The organism is Tindallia texcoconensis, from assembly GCF_055383815.1.
Genome location: NZ_AP042431.1, coordinates 1,097,245 through 1,114,370, shown reverse-complemented (window position 1 = coordinate 1,114,370; position 17,126 = coordinate 1,097,245). Strand labels below are relative to the sequence as shown.

Sequence of the window (17,126 nt, the reverse complement as noted above, 5' to 3'; positions counted from 1 at the left end):
CGAAAGGGATCTAAATCCCAATTCGATCCCTTTTAGATCCTAAGAAGCCACCTAAAAAAGCCAAAGCAATGGACTTAGCAGCTTGGCATGAAAATTGCTTCTTTATAAAAGTGTCGGAAAATAAAGAAATAAAAGTTTAGAGCTTATAGAGAAACAGCTTAATAGAATCCAAGGAGAAAAGAGGAGAAGAGACGATGAAAAATTTTGATTTCGTCATTGATCGAAGACGACAGTTTTCAGCAAAGTACGATGAACTAGAGATGAAATTTGGAAGTCGTGATTTGTTGCCGCTTTGGGTAGCAGACATGGACTTTGAAGTAGCGCCAGCCATTAAGGAGGCGGTGGAAGCTAGGAGTAAGGAAAGTATTTATGGCTATACCTCCAGACCAGATAGTTACTGGGAGGCAGCCATCAACTGGTATCAAAGACGCTATGGGTTAAAAATGGAGAGGGAAGACCTGATTCATAGTCCAGGGGTGGTAACTTCTTTGAATGTAGCCGTGCGAGAACTTACGCAAAAAGGAGATCAAATTATCATACAAACACCAGTATATCCCCCTTTTTATGATGCCATCCAGAAGAATCAGCGGGTATTAGTAGAGAACCCTTTAATTCAACAGGAAGGGACATACAGAATCAATTATGAGGAATTAGAAAAACTGGCGGAAAAAGCTTCTATGCTAATTCTATGTAATCCTCATAATCCGGTAGGAAGGGTTTGGACCAAAGAAGAATTAGAAAGAATCGGAGACATTTGTGTGCGACATCAGGTGATCATCATAGCCGATGAAATTCATGGAGATTTAGTGTTTGACGGAGGAAAATACACCCCGATGACTAGCTTGTCTGAATCAGTACAGGCCTTAACCATCACCTGCTTTTCTGCGACTAAGTCCTTTAATATTGCCGGTTTGCAAGCATCTTTTATTCATGTGCCACAGCAAGCCTATAGCCAAAAGTTCCAAGAGTTTTTTGCTATAATGGATTTGGAACGGAATAATTGTTTTAGTTTAGTAGCCGTCGAAGCAGCTTTTAACCATGGTGAGGACTGGCTAAATTCCATGTTGGAATACGTGAAGGAAAACATGGAGTTTGTAGAAGCTTTTTGTAGAGCTAGAATGCCAGAACTGCAGGCCACTCTTCCTGAGGGTACTTATTTACAGTGGATCAACTGCGAAGGATTAGGCTTAAGCGACGACGCTTTAAGTAAATTGATGGTGGAGGATGCTAAAATTGCCATCAATATGGGAGCGGGATATGGGGCTCTTGGTTCTGGTTATGTGAGGCTTAATGCGGCATGTCCGCGAAAAATAGTGGAAGAAGCCATGCACAGAATAGAAAAAGCCGTTATCAAATGGAGAAAAGAAAGAGGGGATGTATCGTGAAAATACCAACCAGAAGAGTACTTGCAAACCTTCCAACGCCGATTCAAGCATTAACAAGAAGCACCAAGCAGATACAAGGAGCTCGGCTCTTTATGAAGCGGGATGATTATACTGGCATGGAAGTATCGGGAAACAAAGTACGAAAGCTGGAGTTTATTCTTCCTGATGCCTTGGAATATGGAGCGGAGGTACTGATTACCTGTGGAGGTGTTCAGTCCAATCATTGTCGAGCAACAGCGGCGATAGGTGCACAACTGGGATTAAAAACCCATTTGCTCTTAAAAGACTCCGGTGAAGAAGAGACGGGAAATTATTTTTTAGACAAACTATTTGGAGCAGAATGCCAGCTCATCACGGAAAAACAGTACCGAGAAAGTCGGACAGAGATGATGGAGGACATTAAAAAAACCTATGAAACCCAAGGCATAAAAGCCTATGTGATGCCAGAAGGAGCTTCTAGTGGCTTAGGGATGTTTGGTTATTATCATGGGTTTCAGGAAATATTAAAACAAGAAAAGGAAATGGGAATTGAATTTGATACCATTTGTGTGGCGTCTGGATCTGGAGGAACTTATGCAGGTTTATACTTGGGGAATCAGTATTTCAAGGCAGGCAAAGAAATAATTGGCATTAATATTTATGACAAAGAAAAAGATTTTCCCCGTATTACCCAATCTATTATAACAGAAGGACTTCAACAAACTGGCAATGAAGGTCTGCTGGAGGGGCTGGATTTCCATCAAGTAACCACTCTAAATGATTATGTGGAGGGTGGATACGGCCTTACAACACCAGAAGGAATTCAGTTTATCAAAAACTTTGCTAGAGAAGAAGGGATTTTATTAGATCCAGTTTACACAGGAAAAGCCATGCATGGTTTGTTTCGAGAATTTGCCACCCATAACAATGTTTTAAAAGGAAACATACTATTTATCCATACTGGTGGCCAATGGGGTGCACTGGCTCGTATTGATGAACTGAAAAGTGAAGAATAAAGGGTCAAAAAATGAGGAGGTTTTTCGAATGGAGAAGAAGAAACTAAGCCCATCCTTTATGTATTCCCTAGGAACCTTAGGGGTCGTGGTTGCCTTTATGCTAATAAGTATGGTTCGTTTTGGTGCGTCTTTGCAAATTGTCTTCTTTTTAGCTTGGTTGATTGTGATTCCAGCCTGTATGAAACTTGGATACGCCTATAAGGAGATCGAAGAAGCCGCTTCTGAAATGATAAAGAAGTGCTTGCAACCTACGATGATTTTATTAGCCGTAGGTGCGATGATCGGCGTGTGGATTGCAGCAGGAACCGTTCCAACCATTATTTATGGTGGGCTGGTGGTAATTACACCTAGGTTTTTTCTTTTGACGGCCTTAATCCTTTGTTCTTTAACTTCTTTGGCAACTGGGACATCTTGGGGCACCATTGGTACTGCAGGACTGGCCTTAATGGGGGTGGGAGCAGGACTTGGTATTCCGGCTGGCATCACAGCAGGTGCAGTGATATCTGGAGCTTACTTTGGTGATAAAATGTCCCCTTTATCAGATTCGACTAATTTGGCAGCGGCGGTATCGGGGGGGCAGCTGATTCCTCATGTGAAAGCCATGTTTTATACCGTGGGGCCTGCGTATCTGTTGTCTGCTGTTTTGTATACAGCCATAGGCTTTAAATACGGGAGCGGCAGCGTGGATCAAGCACAATTAGATTCCATATTAGCGGCTCTAGGGGGGCAATTTGATATAGGCTTGGTTGCCTTAATTCCAGCAATTATAGTCCTTACTTTATTAGTCATGCAAAAACCAGCCTTTACATCCATCCTTACAGGTGCGGTGGCTGGTGCTGTAGTAGCCATGGTGAACCAAGGTTTTGGTTATGGGGAAGTTTTGCAATATATGTATACTGGATTTAGCATAGAAAGCGGCACAGCATTTATAGACAGTTTGCTTAATCGTGGTGGGGTGATGAGTATGGTAGGCCCTGTTCTCATCATGATATTTGCCTTTGGCTTTGCAGGAATGATGCATCATGTCGGCATGATGGATGCCTTGCTTCAGCCCTTAACAAGCAAAGTGAAATCAGATCGTAGTCTGGTTGGTTCCACCATGATCGTAAGCTACGTCACCAACGCTATTGGTAGTTCCATGACTTTTTCCGCTGTCATGACAGGTACTTTGATGGCACCGCTGTATAAGGAACGCCAACTAAAACCAGAAAATCTTTCCAGGGTTATTGAAGCATGTGGAACCTTGGGCGGTGTATTAATTCCATGGAATAGCAATGCCATTTTTGTTTCGGGGATGCTTGGCGTTACACCGATGCAGTATATTCCATATGCCTTCCTTAATTGGTTGACACCACTGGTGACGTTGTTTTATGCGATTACTGGCATCGCCATGACCAAAGAAGAAATGGATTCGGAGAGTTCCATAGAAGCATCTTAAAAAGAGGGTTGCAGGAAAAGCAAGCAGATGAAGGGGATAGGTCAATGAGGTTTGCATATTACTTTCTGATACAGGATATCTTAGGCGTATTGATCATAGCCATGGGCATTCGATTGGCTCAGGTGTACTTTGTGATGATGAAAAATAGAGGCATCAAGCGGGTCTATATGGTGTGTATGGTGGGAAGCTTATTGTTGGCAGCCGCAGGCGGGAATTTGCTTTTTTTTCCTTGGGGATGGCAAACCTGGGCAGTGAGTGGCGGACTATTTATCACTGGAAGGCTTTTGGGGACGTTGGTGAATTGGATAGAAGTCTCATAAAGATTGGATGGATAAATTCATGGTGATAAACAAGCCTACCCAAAATGGGTGGGCTTGTTCTACTTCGAAACTATGCTATAATAAAAATGTAATATTCTTGCAAGCATGGCGTTCATGGATGTAAGAATGACAAGGAGGATTCTTTATCTAAAAAAACAAGAGACAGAGTGGCTGTCTCCCAAAGGAGAAGATCCAATATGAACGATTTATTTGTAGGCCTAATCCTGTTGCTTGGTTTTATTGTGGGAGCCTCCAATAATATTCAACGCTCCAGAAAGCGGCTCTATAAAGCGGAGTTGCCTGTGTTTCGAAAAGTGGAAGCCGCTGCAGCTGTTTTATTGCTGGCATTGGTGGCACTGGTAGGTGGGAATCAAGGGGGCCATTATATGTTGGCGCTCATGGCGGGAGCTTTTGTTGTCTCTGGTGCTACTTCTGCAGGAATTCATCCAGAAGGGATTCTCTATTTACATGGGCCATCGGTATTGCTAAGGATTGAAAAATGGGAAGAAATCAAAGAAGCATACGTAGAGGAAACCGACGAAAAAGCCGTGCTTAGGTTTAAGGGGAAAAGAGGAAGTTGCCAACAGGCATATCCTAAAGCCACCGCCAAGGAATTACGTCAAATGATTCAAAAAAAAGTTTGAAGGTTTTGGTGGGAAGTGGAATATGATATAGTTTAGAAGAGGTTCTTAGAGCCTTGAATACCAATATCCAGGAGGAATGATGATGAACACAGAAGTGGATGCCAGAGGATTGCAATGTCCGATGCCTCTTATTAAAACAAAAAAAGCCTTAGAATCCATTGAAAAAGGCAGCGTTACAGCCATTGTGGATAGTGAAGTAGCTAGGGAAAACATTTCAAAATTTGCCAAGAGTATGGATTATAAAGTAGCGATTAAAGAAAGCCAGGGGGATTTTTACATCGATATATTTAAAGAATATAAATATAGGGAAGTTAATATGATGGATCTAGAAGCAGGATCCCATATAACTGGTGATTTAGTTGTTGTTATTGGGAAAGACTATTTAGGAGAAGGATCTAGAGAGTTGGGAGAAATATTAATGAAAGGCTATCTATATACCTTGACAGAGGTACAGCCATTGCCAAAATCGGTTATTTTCATTAATAGTGGGGTAAAACTCGCCTGCGCTGGTTCAGAATCTTTGAAAAATCTTCGAGAACTGGAAGAACGGGGAGTGGAAATTTTATCTTGCGGAACCTGCTTGGATTATTTCAAAATAAAGCAGGATTTAATGGTAGGTGGTATTAGCAATATGTACACCATTGTAGAAACCATGAACAAATCTAAAAATACGGTTCAATTGTAAAGCGAAGCCAAGGCTTAAAATGCAGGAGGTTGATTCATGTTTTCAGGAATATCCAGCATGCTGGACCCCGTTATCGCCACTTATCAAAGGATTACGGAACTAGACTATATTGGCGGAATGATTGCTATTTTGCTCCAAACGATTTTCTTGTTGATTTTGGCCAAAGTAGCCCTTAGGGTATTAAAAAGTTTTATTAGAAAATTATTTGCTTCTAAAAAGCATTTTAAAATTGATTTGGATGATGCTCGTATTAAAACCCTAGAAGGATTAATGTTAAGCATTGTTCGCTACATTGTTTATTTTATTGTGGGTACATCGATTCTAAGTTCCATGGGCGTTCAAGTGGGGGCTATGTTGGCAACGGCAGGAGTCGGCGGTTTAGCCATTGGCTTTGGTGCTCAAAACTTGGTAAGAGATATTATTACTGGTTTTTTTATATTGTTTGAAAATCAGTTTACCGTGGGAGATTATGTGGAAATAGAAGGTGCGGGAGGAATTGTAGAAGAAATGGGCTTGCGGATCACCAAGGTGAGAGACTTCACAGGCGACCTTCATATTATGCCCAATGGAGTTATATCTAAAGTGGTCAATAAAAGCAGTGGAAAAATGTGGGCGTGGGTAAATATGCCTATTGCCTACGAAGAGGATATCGATCGGGCTATGAAGGTTTTAGAGGAAGCTAGTCTGGAATTGGCCAAAACCAATGGAGACATTGTAGAAGGACCAGAAGTGTTAGGCGTCAATGAATTGGCCGATTCGGGAGTCTTGATAGCAACCCTGGCCTATGCAGCCCCCATGACCCAGTGGTCTGTGGCTAGAGCCATGAGAAAAGCCTACAAGCAAGCCTTTGATCGAGCAGGCATTGAGATTCCATATCCACGGAGAGTAGTAATCATGGCAAATGGGGAGAAAGAGGAGGGAGACGGCCATGCCCATGCAGCTGAATCCCGGGGATCGGGTAACGCTTAAAAAAACCCATCCCTGCGGAAGCAAAGATTTTGATATTATTCGAACCGGAGCCGATTTTCGCATTAAATGCGTAGGCTGCGGCCATGAAATCTGGATTACTCGACCAAACTTGGAACGGAGAGTCCGGAAAGTAGAAACCAAAGAAGAACGGGAAAAAGCATAACAAAAAGCCGCCGAATTAAATTCGACGGCTTTTTTCGATTTATTGGTAAGTGGCCTTAATGGCTTCACTGGCATCTTTGCCATCAACGGTTTGTACGCCGTCAACCCATGTTAGCACCAGATCCACGTTTTCGCTGACCCACTCGACTGCATATTCTTCAGGATCTCTTTCTTCATATCCAAAGGCATAAACCCATTCGTTGACATCTTCAATTTCAATCTTAAACTGTTGCATATATCGTGCCAGGTTAGGCCGGTCTTCTTCTAGGCCTGGACGAGAAAGAGTGGCGACAAATTCTGCCTCTTCGCCCCAAATACCTTCTGGATCTTCTAGGTATTCCATATCAAAGATTACGTTCATATAATGAGGTTCCCATCCACTAAAGACGACCCAATCTTCTTGCTCAATTAACTGGCCAACTTCGGTAATCATGGCAGCTTCACTACTTTCAAGCATTTGCCAATCACCCAGACCATATACATTGTTCTCGAAAGCCTCCAGCATTAGTTCATTGCCGTCGTTTCCTGGCTCTAATCCGTAATAAGTGTGATCAAAAGCTTCCGCATGGTCTGCTAAATCTGTGAGAGAAGTAACACCAGCTTCATATACATAAACAGGAACTGCTGGGGCATAGCTTACGTCTTCTAAATGTGTGTCTAAATGGATGACACGACCTTCTTCGACGGCTTCTTGCAACGGAGTACCCCAAGTAACCCACCAAGCATCTGTAAAGACATCGATCTGACCATCGCTAAGTCCTTCCAGGATGACTGGTAAGGCATAGCTTTGCAAGTTCACGTCATAGCCCAAGGTTTTAAGAACTTCTGCATGAATATAATTTTTCTGCGTAGAACAGGTCCAGGAAACCATAGCAAGGTTTACTTCTTCTGGAATATCCAATTCATCCTCAAGGGCTGTTTCTTCTGATGTGCTTTCTTCTTCTGTAGCTGGGGCTTCTTCAACGTCTGCTTCTTCGCCTCCACATCCAGTGAATGCCAAGGTAGCAAAAAGCATAAGCACCAAGGCCAATGCCAGTAATTTCTTTCCGTTGCGATTGTGGTACTTCATAAATAATAGATCCTCCTTCGTTATTTTCCTTCATTTTCCTTCGGAATCAATTCAAAAATTTCTTGGGAATAAAAGCTACTCACCAAGCGTTCTAGCCAGCGATAGTATTTTTTAGAATCATCAATTTGATGATATTGTTCCGCTGCTTCCTGGCGTATGGATTCGTCGCTGGCAGGGTTGTCCATGACTTGTTTTAAGAGGCACTGAGCATCTGCAATGGCTTGTAGATTTTCTTTGTACTCCCTTTCCCAACGCTTGCAGTAGAAACGTATAAACGACTTAAAGAAGTCTTTTTCTGCTGCATATTTGTTCTTTCGGGATCCTTTTTCCCAGATTCGATTTACCATACCGTTTTCCTGCAAGGCACGCACACCAGTACTCATGCTAGGTTTACTCATTTCTAACATGTCTTTCATTTCATCCAAGGTAACAGGACTGTTTTCAAAGTACATAGTAGCGTAAAGGCGGCCAACGGATGGTGCCGCACCATATACATCCATGGTTTCGGCAATGGAGTTAATGACAATGTCTTTGGCACGTTCAATTTCTTCCAATTGTTTTTCCCTAGCGTGTGGATCTGACATAATAAGAATAGCCTCCCTCAATTGTTCTTTTCTATCCCTTGTATTGACGAATTAAATGAATTAAGTGGATTTAGAAATTATTAAATTCACTTAATATAGTAGTTCTTTTTACTCCTTTTGTCAACGAAAGGCAATCTGATAGAAAAGAAATCATATCTTGGAAGCTTGCTTTTGTGCTGGTCTCTTTCACCTCCTTCTGGGTAGAAATCGTCGAAAGAAATCGAAAAATAAATAAATATAATCTGTTAAGAATTTATTAAACAAACTTAACGGATCGGGATCATCATATATACTTTTGAAAGATTTGTCAAACCAGACTTTGTTAAACATTAAACAATAGATGGGAGAAGGACTCTACCGACTAAGAAAAATCAACAAAGAGAACCGGATTAGGGGAGTAAAAAAGAAAAGGATTTTTTTGGAATGACTTGACAGAGAAAAATAAACTATGGTAGAGTCATATGTGTTAAATATATTTAAAACGTTTAAAAGAAATTTAACAAAATTCTTTGTTGAATGTAGAAATAATGTGAGGAGGGTTAACGATGACACAATTTCCAGAGGCTACCATTCTTGATATTGACTTAACAGCTGGAAAAATTGAAACCAGAAAGATTCCCGGAGAAACATACCGCTTATATCCGGGTGGATCTGCCTTGGGCCTTTACTTGATTCTTCAAGAGATGGAGCCAGGAATCGATCCTTTATCACCAGAGAATATGCTCGTTTTTTCAACGTCTGTGGTAACGGGTCTTCCTATTAGTGGGCAAAGCCGAGTAATGATTACCACTAAAAGTCCGCTGACAGATACCATAGGGGATAGCCAGGCTGGTGGTTTTTTCCCAGCTCACTTAAGAAATAGCGGATATGATGCCCTTGTATTTAGAGGGAAATCTCCAAAGCCCGTATACCTATACATTGACGGAGAAACAGCCATCTTAAAAGATGCTTCGGCAATTTGGGGACAAGTAACTGGTGAAACCGAGCGGATTATTCGAGACCAGCTGGGTGAAAATCAGGTTGAAATTGCAGAAATAGGCCCTGCCGGTGAAAACCTAGTGAAATACGCTGCCATTATGAATATGGCCAATCGAGCCAACGGCCGCAATGGAACTGGTGCGGTAATGGGGTCAAAAAATTTAAAAGCCATCGCCGTAAAAAAGGTGAAGCCACGAAAGCCTTACGATGCCGAAGGATTTAAGAAACTCAGCGGCAACGTAAAGGGAAGAATTGAGGATAATCCAAACATTCAAGGCTTGGGTGCCAGTGGGACCAATGGGGAACTTGCTCCTACCAGCGATGAAGGGTTCTTACCAACGAGAAACTTCCTTTCTGGGCACTTTGGTGAGAAAGTAGAGAAAATCGGCGGCGATGCCATGATGAACAGCATTTTCAAAGAAAGCGACACTTGTTTTGCCTGTGCCATTCGCTGTAAACGTGTAGTAGAAATCGAAGGTAAAGTGGACCCTCTTTACGGCGGTCCCGAATATGAAACCGCAGCTACCTTTGGTTCCTACTGCGATGTAGATAACTTGGAAGATGTTTCTATTGCCAATCAGTACTGCAATATGTACGGCTTAGACACTATTTCCTGTGGAGCTACCATTGCCTTTGCCATGGAATGTTATGAAAAAGGTCTTCTTACAAAAGAAGATACAGACGGAATGGAATTGGCATTTGGTAAGTCGGAGTACTTCCCAGAGCTGATCGAAAAAATAGCCCTTCGAAAAGGCTTTGGAGATTTACTAGCAGAAGGCACCCATAGGGTAGCAGAAAAAATGGGGCCAGAAGCTATGCCACTTAGTATGTGTGTAAAAAAGCAGGAAATGCCAGCCCATATGCCCCATTACAAGCCGGCCATTGGACTGCTGTATGCGGTCAATAGTTTTGGAGCAGATCATCAATCCTGTGAGCACGATCCTTTCTTAACCATGCCGGAAGATTCTTTTGAGCGAAAAAGACTGGCCATGATCGGCATCGAAAAAGGATACGAAGATTCTTTCTCCATGGATGAGGATAAGGTTCGATTTACGATAACTGGCCAGCAATTTTTCTCTACCTTAGATACCCTCGGACTATGTCAATTTGCCTGGGGACCAAGTTGGCAACTCTATGGGCCAGACGATTTAATAGATCTTTGTAAGGTAGGCGTAGGGTGGGAAACCTCCATTGAAGAGCTTCTGAAAGTGGGAGAGCGTAGAATCAATATGATGCGTTACTTCAACATGAGGGAAGGCTTTGATAAAAAGGATGACTATCTGCCAGAGCGTATGTATGAACCGCTTACAGATGGGCCACAGAAAGGCTTTCAGTTTGATAAAGAAACCTTCATGAACTTCAGAGACACCTATTATCAACTGGTAAATTGGGATGATAATGGAAATCCAAGTGAAGAAACTCTGAAAAACTTATCGCTTGGATGGTTGCTTGAAGAAAAGGGATAAAGGTCATGATACGAATTGATGTTAATGGAAAAAAAATCAGCCTTGAAACTGGTTGTACCGTGGAGCAATTATTGGAACAAAAAGGCTATGCTCCTCGGTCTTCGGTTTGGATTAATAACAGGCAGGTGCTTCTTAAGGAGTATTCAGAAAGAGTATTGGAAGATCAGGATCAGGTAAAGCTTTTACGGATCCTGGGTGGTGGATAACAGAGTCACCGCTCTGCCATGGGGATGGTTCGAGCGTCCTCGGAGTGAAGCGTAGAGCCGCAGGAAAGACGATGGAACCGTCCCCGTGGCTTATGTGACTGGAAGCTTAAGATAATCAACAAAAACTAAGGAGGAATTATAAATGGCAATGAACATGGGATTTGAAAACATGACTAACTTACACAGCTTTGAGGTGCCGACGGTTATCAAGCACGGCATTGGTTCGATTCAGTATGCAGGGGAAGAAATTAAGAATTTGGGTGTCAGCAAAGCATTATTAGTAACGGATCCAGGGATTTATGGAGCAGGGATTACAAAATCAGTAGAAGAATCCCTAAAAGCAGCGGGAATAGAAGTGGTAGTCTTTAAAGAAGTAGAACCAAATCCGGCAGTAAAAGTAGTAGGCATGGGTAGCAAGATGTATAACGATAACAACTGTGACGGTCTTGTGGCCGTAGGTGGAGGAAGCTCCATGGATACAGCCAAAGCCATTGGTGTAGAAGTGGCTCATGGCGAATCTGTATTGGAATATGAAGCTGCAGACGGTAAAAAACCTTTAACCAATCGAATTCCACCCCTTACTACCATTCCAACCACTGCAGGGACAGGGTCGGAAGTAACCCAATGGGCCGTTATCACGGATACGGAGAGAGAGTTTAAGTTCAACACCGGTGGTCCGTTAATCGCAGCCCATCTAACCATTATCGACCCAGAACTACATGTCACCATGCCGCCACGAGTAACGGCTATGACAGGGATGGATGTACTGTCCCACGCTGTGGAATGCTATACCATGCACTTTGCACAGCCAGTAACCGATGCCGTAGCACTATTGGCCATCGAATACACCGGAGCCTATTTACGAAGAGCCTATGCCAATGGAAACGATATTGAAGCACGTTACGGCATGGCCCAAGGCGCCATGTTGGCAGGGCTTTCCTACGGTAGTGAATCAGCAGGAGCTGGTCATGCCATGGCTCAAACCTTAGGCGGTATTCTACCAGTTGCTCATGGAGACTGCGTAGCAACCATGATGGGACCAGTAATGGAATACAATTGGAAAGCAGCCCCTAAGAAATTTGCACGAATTGCTCAAGCATTAGGCGTAGATACCTTTGGAATGTCCACAGAAGAAGCGGCAAAAGCCGCTGTTCGAGAAGTGTATCAGTTGGCAGAAGATCTTGAAGTACCAAGTTTGGAAGAAATGGGTGTATCCCAAGACATGATTCCAAGATTGGCAAAAGAAGCCATGAAGGATCCACAAACTGTAGGAAATCCAAGAATTCTTAACGAAGACTCCTACAAGTGGATTTACAACCGGTGCTTTGATTTAGTCCCATCCACTCTTTAAAAAATCCTTTTATCTTCCTTTAAACTATAAAGATAGCATTAGGGCCAGGCGATGAACCATTGTCTGGTTCTTTTGTGTTTACTTCTTTAAACGATTGTAATATCCATTTACATGATAAAGAGGAGCGGCAGGGTGATGACAGGTAACACGGTCTTTGACAATTAAAGTCGTCATAGGTGTTTCCGTATGCATAGAAAAAAGAACATCGTGACCAACACATAAGCCAATGAGGATATTAAAATCTGTTTGCTGCTCTTTAAGGGCAGCCGCTTGTAAAATAGGATTGCACATAGCTTCGTACTGCTTATCTGGCCTCACTCGATTTTCTTTAGGGATGCCTACCAGACTCTTATCAGCGGCCCCCACCTTACAGAGAGCACCAAAATGAGGAATCTGATGATGGGTTAAAAGAGTAGAAAATACCTGGGTTTCCGAAGAAAGACCAGCACAGGAAGCAATTCCCACCTTTTGATACCCCATTCGCTTAATAAACTCAATGGTTTCTTCCACTCGAGTTAATTTTCCATAAAATTGTCCTTCGATTTCAGCAGCAGTGTGCATTATTTGTACAGTAGAAGGATTTTCAGCGTAGGCGCTAGTAGATTCATGAATTAATGCTGATTTCAAAGAGGTGGTAACACAGGCTTCTGGCAAGTGTTCCGAGTTGTTTTGACACGCCTTAGCCTTGCATTGGCAACATCCAGTTTCGGTTAATGGATTGATTTGATTCAATAGAATAACCCTCCTTTAATGGTATGGGAAAAGACCCACTTCTTGCCAGTATACACAAGATGTGGATAAAAGTCTTCTGCTATAGAAAAGAACAATGCAATAAGTCAATTTGATAGAAATATTCAATTAGACCTAAGGAAAAGAACCTGTTAAACTGATGTGTAGCATTGAAAGGACGAATATCCTTAGGATAGGCCAGTCTCCATAGTTACAGTATTAGGGCGGAAAGACCACGGTTTCAATCCTGGGATGAAAGCATAATAGAGGTATTAGAATAAAAGTCTCCATGAAAGAGGTGCGAAATGCAACAAGCTGAACTGGAAATATTTCAAAATTTACGTGGCGATAATATGGTACGAATAAAAGACATGAAGGAAAAAGGGAAAAAAGTGGTGGGTATCTACTGTACGTTCTGCCCTTCGGAATTGGTATTAGCCGCAGATGCTATTCCTGTAAGCCTATGTGGGACCAAGGAAGATCCGATTCCAGCAGCAGAAAAAGACCTGCCACGGAATTTGTGTCCCTTGATAAAATCTTCTTACGGCTTTGCCATTACGGATACCTGTCCGTTTTTCTATTTTTCAGACCTTATCATTGGAGAAACCACCTGTGATGGAAAGAAGAAAATGTTTGAACTGATGGAAGCGATCAAGCCTGTTCACGTTATGCAACTGCCTCACCGAAAAAACAGCAGTGCTTCTTTGCAGTTGTGGGTGGAAGAAGTTAGGGAGTTAAGGCGATACTTGGAAGAGAAGCTTCAGGTAACCATAACCGACGAAAAAATCTGGAAAGCCATAGATACCAGAAACGAAGAACGCAAAGCCATTAAAGGGATTTGCGATCTGAACAAAATGGATCCGGCACCTTTAACAGGCATCGAATTGTTGACCATCGTATGGTCTAAAGGCTTTAGTGCGGATAAAAACGCATCGATTAAAATGTTAAATGATTTACGAGGCAAATTATTGCAGGAAAGAAAAACAATTGACTCAAGCCAAACAGCGATGCCACGAAAACCTAGAGTGTTGTTGACGGGATGTCCCACTGGATTGGGCAGCGAAAAAGTAATTCGCATTGTGGAAGAGCTGGGAGCTTCCGTAGTGGCCTTAGAGAATTGTAGCAGTTATAAAACCTTGGATTTATTGGTAAGCAAAGAAAAAGAAGATCCTATCCAAGCATTGGCAGAAAGTTACCTTAAAATTCCATGTTCATGTATGAGTCCTAATGAATATCGGTTGGAACTAATAGAATCGATGATCCAGGAATTCTCTGCAGATATTGTTATCGACTTAACCTGGCAGGCGTGTCATACCTATAATATCGAAGCCCACAGTGTACATCAACTGGTCAAGGAGTTGGGTTTACCGTATCTTCATTTAGAAAGTGATTACTCAAACTCGGATCTTGAAATATTAAAAGTTCGTATAGAAGCTACTTTAGAAATGGTGTCCTGAAAGAGGTGTTTGTAAGTGAATAAACTGAAAGCAGAAAAAATTTGTAAAACCTATTCCAATGGAAAAGAGATTACAAAAGTACTTAAAAACATTGATATTAGCATCAATGAAGGGGAATTTGTCAGTTTGCTAGGTCCATCTGGTTGTGGAAAAACAACCATGCTGACTATTATGGCTGGATTTCAGGCCGCAGATTCCGGGTGTATTAAAGTGGAGGATCAGATGGTGTCCAAGCCAGGACCAGATCGAGCCTTTGTTTTTCAGGGATATGCATTGTTTCCCTGGAAAACCGTCCGGGACAATATTATGTATCCAATGAAACAACTTAAAGTACCTAAGGAAAAACAGGAACAAAAATTACAAGAACTTCTAAAATTATCTAACTTGGAGGGAAAAGAATCTCTTTATCCTCATCAGCTTTCTGGTGGGATGAAGCAAAGAACCGCAGTGGCAAGGGCGTTGGCATGTCAGCCTAGCGTACTTTTGATGGATGAGCCACTGGGAGCTCTAGACTACCAGATGAGGCGACAAATCCAAGAAGATTTGGAAGGCATTTTTATGAAAGACAAGGTAACGGTTGTGATGGTGAGTCATGATATTGAAGAAGCGGTCTTTATGAGTGATCGAGTCCTGCTTATGTCCACCAATGAAGGGGAAATCGTGGAAGACCTACAAGTAGACCTCCCTCGCCCTCGTAAAAGGGACAATAAAAAGTATAAAGAGTACATTGAACATTTAACAGAGCTAATACAGCAAAATTCTTCTGGGAAAAATCTTAAAGAAGTACCCAAAGAGAACAAAGAAGATAAATGGGCTGTGTAAAACAATCAGGATATTGCAATGGAGGGAAAAAAGAATGGCGAAAGTGCTCATAGAATTCATCAATACCTGTCCAACCTGCGTTGGATACGAAGAAATGATCCGAAAAGCAGCACAGGAAAAAGGGGATCAGGTGGAAGTTAAAGTTTATTACGCTGGAAAAGATTATGAGTATGTTCGGAAATATGGCATGGTAACTAAAGGAACGATGATTATCAACGAGAAAAAAAAATACGATAATCTAAATCAAAAAACCATTGAGGATGCCATTCGTGATGCATTGAAGGCAGGCGAATAGCGGTGCTTGTTTCCTTTGTAAAAGAAGTGTTTTTAGTCAGTATAGACTTGCTCAACGGAGCTTCCGTATGGCTGGTAGCAAGTTTTTTGATTGCTGGCTTACTGCATAATTTTATGAGTCCGTCAAAATTGCATCAAATGCTGGGCAACACCAAACTATCCTCGATCCTTCGAGCAACAGTTTCTGGAATGTTTTTGCCCATTTGCAGTTGTGGGGTTATTCCCCTGGGCATGAGTCTATATTACTCTGGCGCATATATAGGGCCTACTATTGCTTTTAACATTGCAGCCCCCATCATCAACCCGGCATCCCTCATTTTAGCGTTTGGCCTCTTAGGACCTGAAATTGCCATTATCTACTTGATTGCAGGGTTTACGGTTCCAATTATAGTGGGAGTATTGGGCAATTGGTTGGCAGGGCCAGAATTGCATTTGCCAGGCATGGAATATGGAAATCAAGAAGAACGGGTGACCTTGGAAACAGAAGGTGAAGAAACTCTTTATCAAAAACTCAAAGGGGGTCTTCACTGGGGTTTTGCAGATATGGGGGCCCAAGTCAGTAAATACGTAGTGCCAGCAATGGTTCTGGTAGCACTATTATTTATGGCTGTTCCAACCCAGTTTATTCAACAGTATCTGGGAGCACCTGGATTAATTTCAATTGGCGGGGTCGCCTTATTGGCATCGGTGATGTATGTATGCGCTGTGGGACATATTCCCTTTGTGGCGGCATTGCTGGCTAGTGGTGCATCCCCTGGGGTCGCGCTGACATTTTTAATGGCAGGAACGGCTACAAACTTGCCAGAGCTCATTAGTATGTACAAATTAATTGGAAAACGCAGTGTTACCATTTATGCCGTAAGCCTATTCACCTGTGCATTGTTGGTGGGGACCATCACGAATGCGCTGCTAATGCCAGGATTCACACCCGTCTTTGACCTGGCGCGTAATCAACAAACCATTGATTGGGCAGGATTTTTCATATTTGCTCCGCCTTTGATTCTTCGTTATATGGCGTCTATGCTCATCATTGCTTTAGCTTTAAAAGTATATGGAGAAACATTCAGTCGATGGGCACATCGACGACGGGAGATGAAAGTCCATGAAGTCAATTAAAAAATGGTTCCCAATCTTATTGGTCGGCGTGCTAATTGGATTGGCAGGCTGGAATTTTTCTCAGCGAGAAGCCTTTCCGACCCAGTACTTGGCCACAACACCAGCCATTGATTACTGGCGAGAAACGTATAAAGACAACGAACTAATTCTGTGGGATCAAGAAGACTTAACGGACAATGGCCGAATGGATACGGTGATTCTTTTTAGCGTAGGGCCTCGACAAAATCAAATGGTGGTGGTCATGGATCAAGGGGATGGATATCTGATAACAGAGCCAATCCCGGCTCCTGTAGAAAATCAGGTCATCGATTTTATTGATTTTGATAATGAACCTCCCAATGAGTTGTATATATCTGGCTCAAAAGGGCCTCATGTTGGGCATGCAATTTACCGCATTGTGGATGGAGAATTAGTGGACTTATTCTCCATGGACATGACTCTATGTTGTTAATGAGC

The 17,126-nt window shown here is 42.3% G+C and carries 19 protein-coding genes; 16 read left to right on the top strand and 3 right to left on the bottom strand.

Annotated features, from left to right (window positions below):
* The first annotated feature begins 194 nt into the window (after positions 1-194).
* From ACZ47N_RS05180 to ACZ47N_RS05145, 8 genes are all read left to right on the top strand, one after another.
* Complete coding sequence (locus tag ACZ47N_RS05180) at positions 195-1,385, top strand: MalY/PatB family protein (RefSeq protein ID WP_464888073.1); 1,191 nt, start codon at positions 195-197, stop codon at positions 1,383-1,385.
* Complete coding sequence (locus ACZ47N_RS05175) at positions 1,382-2,380, top strand: 1-aminocyclopropane-1-carboxylate deaminase/D-cysteine desulfhydrase (RefSeq protein WP_464888072.1); 999 nt, start codon at positions 1,382-1,384, stop codon at positions 2,378-2,380. The genes ACZ47N_RS05180 and ACZ47N_RS05175 overlap by 4 nt, the downstream gene beginning before the upstream one ends.
* 28 nt (positions 2,381-2,408) lie before the next feature.
* Entirely contained in the window at positions 2,409-3,818 is a 1,410-nt protein-coding gene (nhaC, locus tag ACZ47N_RS05170) for a Na+/H+ antiporter NhaC (protein WP_464888071.1), read from the top strand.
* Positions 3,819-3,862: 44 nt separating this feature from the next.
* Complete coding sequence (locus tag ACZ47N_RS05165; protein ID WP_464888070.1) at positions 3,863-4,138, top strand: hypothetical protein; 276 nt, start codon at positions 3,863-3,865, stop codon at positions 4,136-4,138.
* 197 nt (positions 4,139-4,335) lie between these two features.
* Positions 4,336-4,782 (top strand): hypothetical protein, encoded by a 447-nt coding sequence (locus tag ACZ47N_RS05160; RefSeq protein WP_464888069.1) that lies wholly within the window; start codon positions 4,336-4,338, stop codon positions 4,780-4,782.
* An 82-nt stretch (positions 4,783-4,864) separates the two neighbouring features.
* Positions 4,865-5,467, top strand: a complete 603-nt coding sequence (gene yedF, locus ACZ47N_RS05155; protein ID WP_464888068.1) for a sulfurtransferase-like selenium metabolism protein YedF — start codon at positions 4,865-4,867, stop codon at positions 5,465-5,467.
* Positions 5,468-5,503: 36 nt separating this feature from the next.
* Positions 5,504-6,436, top strand: coding sequence for a mechanosensitive ion channel family protein (locus ACZ47N_RS05150; protein WP_464888067.1), 933 nt, complete (start codon positions 5,504-5,506; stop codon positions 6,434-6,436).
* Positions 6,396-6,599, top strand: a complete 204-nt coding sequence (locus ACZ47N_RS05145; protein WP_464888066.1) for a DUF951 domain-containing protein — start codon at positions 6,396-6,398, stop codon at positions 6,597-6,599. The genes ACZ47N_RS05150 and ACZ47N_RS05145 overlap by 41 nt, the downstream gene beginning before the upstream one ends.
* Before the next feature lie 39 nt (positions 6,600-6,638).
* Here the strand turns inward: ACZ47N_RS05145 and ACZ47N_RS05140 are convergent, their stop codons facing one another.
* Together ACZ47N_RS05140 and cudC are read right to left on the bottom strand one after the other, a co-directional pair.
* Positions 6,639-7,667 carry an ABC transporter substrate-binding protein gene (locus ACZ47N_RS05140; RefSeq protein ID WP_464888065.1) on the bottom strand — a complete coding sequence of 343 codons (1,029 nt, stop codon included), beginning with the start codon at positions 7,665-7,667 and terminating at the stop codon, positions 6,639-6,641.
* A gap of 20 nt (positions 7,668-7,687) precedes the next feature.
* Positions 7,688-8,251 carry a choline uptake/conversion transcriptional regulator CudC gene (gene cudC / locus ACZ47N_RS05135; protein WP_464888064.1) on the bottom strand — a complete coding sequence of 188 codons (564 nt, stop codon included), beginning with the start codon at positions 8,249-8,251 and terminating at the stop codon, positions 7,688-7,690.
* Between the two features lie 545 nt (positions 8,252-8,796).
* On the opposite strand from cudC, the gene ACZ47N_RS05130 reads away from it, so the two are divergent.
* The 3 genes from ACZ47N_RS05130 (at position 8,797) to ACZ47N_RS05120 (ending at position 12,252) form a co-directional block, all read left to right on the top strand.
* Entirely contained in the window at positions 8,797-10,695 is a 1,899-nt protein-coding gene (locus ACZ47N_RS05130; protein WP_464888063.1) for an aldehyde ferredoxin oxidoreductase family protein, read from the top strand.
* A 5-nt stretch (positions 10,696-10,700) separates the two neighbouring features.
* Positions 10,701-10,901, top strand: coding sequence for a sulfur carrier protein ThiS (gene thiS, locus ACZ47N_RS05125; RefSeq protein WP_464888062.1), 201 nt, complete (start codon positions 10,701-10,703; stop codon positions 10,899-10,901).
* A 142-nt stretch (positions 10,902-11,043) separates the two neighbouring features.
* Positions 11,044-12,252, top strand: coding sequence for an iron-containing alcohol dehydrogenase (locus ACZ47N_RS05120; RefSeq protein ID WP_464888061.1), 1,209 nt, complete (start codon positions 11,044-11,046; stop codon positions 12,250-12,252).
* Between the two features lie 78 nt (positions 12,253-12,330).
* Here the strand turns inward: ACZ47N_RS05120 and ACZ47N_RS05115 are convergent, their stop codons facing one another.
* A complete protein-coding gene (locus tag ACZ47N_RS05115) occupies positions 12,331-12,984 on the bottom strand; it encodes a DUF1847 domain-containing protein (RefSeq protein WP_464888060.1) in 654 nt (217 codons plus the stop codon).
* Between the two features lie 302 nt (positions 12,985-13,286).
* Between ACZ47N_RS05115 and ACZ47N_RS05110 the strand changes: the two genes are divergently transcribed.
* From ACZ47N_RS05110 to saoC, 5 genes are read left to right on the top strand one after another with little or no spacing between them, the layout of a single operon-like run.
* On the top strand, positions 13,287-14,438 hold the full coding sequence (locus ACZ47N_RS05110; protein WP_464888059.1) for a double-cubane-cluster-containing anaerobic reductase: 1,152 nt from the start codon (positions 13,287-13,289) through the stop codon (positions 14,436-14,438).
* A gap of 15 nt (positions 14,439-14,453) precedes the next feature.
* The gene (gene saoA / locus ACZ47N_RS05105) at positions 14,454-15,260 is read left to right on the top strand and encodes an ABC transporter ATP-binding protein SaoA (protein ID WP_464888058.1); all 807 of its coding nucleotides are present in this window, start codon (positions 14,454-14,456) and stop codon (positions 15,258-15,260) included.
* Between the two features lie 34 nt (positions 15,261-15,294).
* Positions 15,295-15,555, top strand: coding sequence for a thioredoxin-like (seleno)protein SaoT (saoT, locus tag ACZ47N_RS05100; protein WP_464888057.1), 261 nt, complete (start codon positions 15,295-15,297; stop codon positions 15,553-15,555).
* 2 nt (positions 15,556-15,557) lie between these two features.
* Positions 15,558-16,670 carry an efflux transporter SaoE gene (gene saoE / locus ACZ47N_RS05095; protein ID WP_464888056.1) on the top strand — a complete coding sequence of 371 codons (1,113 nt, stop codon included), beginning with the start codon at positions 15,558-15,560 and terminating at the stop codon, positions 16,668-16,670.
* Positions 16,657-17,121: a Cys-Cys-COOH (seleno)protein SaoC gene (saoC, locus tag ACZ47N_RS05090; protein WP_464888055.1), complete on the top strand. Its 465-nt coding sequence runs from the start codon at positions 16,657-16,659 to the stop codon at positions 17,119-17,121. The genes saoE and saoC overlap by 14 nt, the downstream gene beginning before the upstream one ends.
* Positions 17,122-17,126: the final 5 nt, after the last annotated feature.

Bases quoted from the DNA above. Each gene is read 5' to 3' on its own strand.
- thiS (WP_464888062.1), top strand. From the start codon at position 10,701: ATGATACGAATTGATGTTAATGGAAAAAAAATCAGCCTTGAAACTGGT.
- ACZ47N_RS05150 (WP_464888067.1), top strand. From the start codon at position 5,504: ATGTTTTCAGGAATATCCAGCATGCTGGACCCCGTTATCGCCACTTAT.
- ACZ47N_RS05110 (WP_464888059.1), top strand. From the start codon at position 13,287: ATGCAACAAGCTGAACTGGAAATATTTCAAAATTTACGTGGCGATAAT.
- nhaC (WP_464888071.1), top strand. From the start codon at position 2,409: ATGGAGAAGAAGAAACTAAGCCCATCCTTTATGTATTCCCTAGGAACC.
- cudC (WP_464888064.1), bottom strand. From the start codon at position 8,251: ATGTCAGATCCACACGCTAGGGAAAAACAATTGGAAGAAATTGAACGT.
- yedF (WP_464888068.1), top strand. From the start codon at position 4,865: ATGAACACAGAAGTGGATGCCAGAGGATTGCAATGTCCGATGCCTCTT.
- saoC (WP_464888055.1), top strand. From the start codon at position 16,657: ATGAAGTCAATTAAAAAATGGTTCCCAATCTTATTGGTCGGCGTGCTA.
- ACZ47N_RS05165 (WP_464888070.1), top strand. From the start codon at position 3,863: ATGAGGTTTGCATATTACTTTCTGATACAGGATATCTTAGGCGTATTG.
- ACZ47N_RS05140 (WP_464888065.1), bottom strand. From the start codon at position 7,667: ATGAAGTACCACAATCGCAACGGAAAGAAATTACTGGCATTGGCCTTG.
- ACZ47N_RS05145 (WP_464888066.1), top strand. From the start codon at position 6,396: ATGCCCATGCAGCTGAATCCCGGGGATCGGGTAACGCTTAAAAAAACC.
- ACZ47N_RS05130 (WP_464888063.1), top strand. From the start codon at position 8,797: ATGACACAATTTCCAGAGGCTACCATTCTTGATATTGACTTAACAGCT.
- ACZ47N_RS05180 (WP_464888073.1), top strand. From the start codon at position 195: ATGAAAAATTTTGATTTCGTCATTGATCGAAGACGACAGTTTTCAGCA.
- ACZ47N_RS05120 (WP_464888061.1), top strand. From the start codon at position 11,044: ATGGCAATGAACATGGGATTTGAAAACATGACTAACTTACACAGCTTT.
- ACZ47N_RS05160 (WP_464888069.1), top strand. From the start codon at position 4,336: ATGAACGATTTATTTGTAGGCCTAATCCTGTTGCTTGGTTTTATTGTG.
- saoT (WP_464888057.1), top strand. From the start codon at position 15,295: ATGGCGAAAGTGCTCATAGAATTCATCAATACCTGTCCAACCTGCGTT.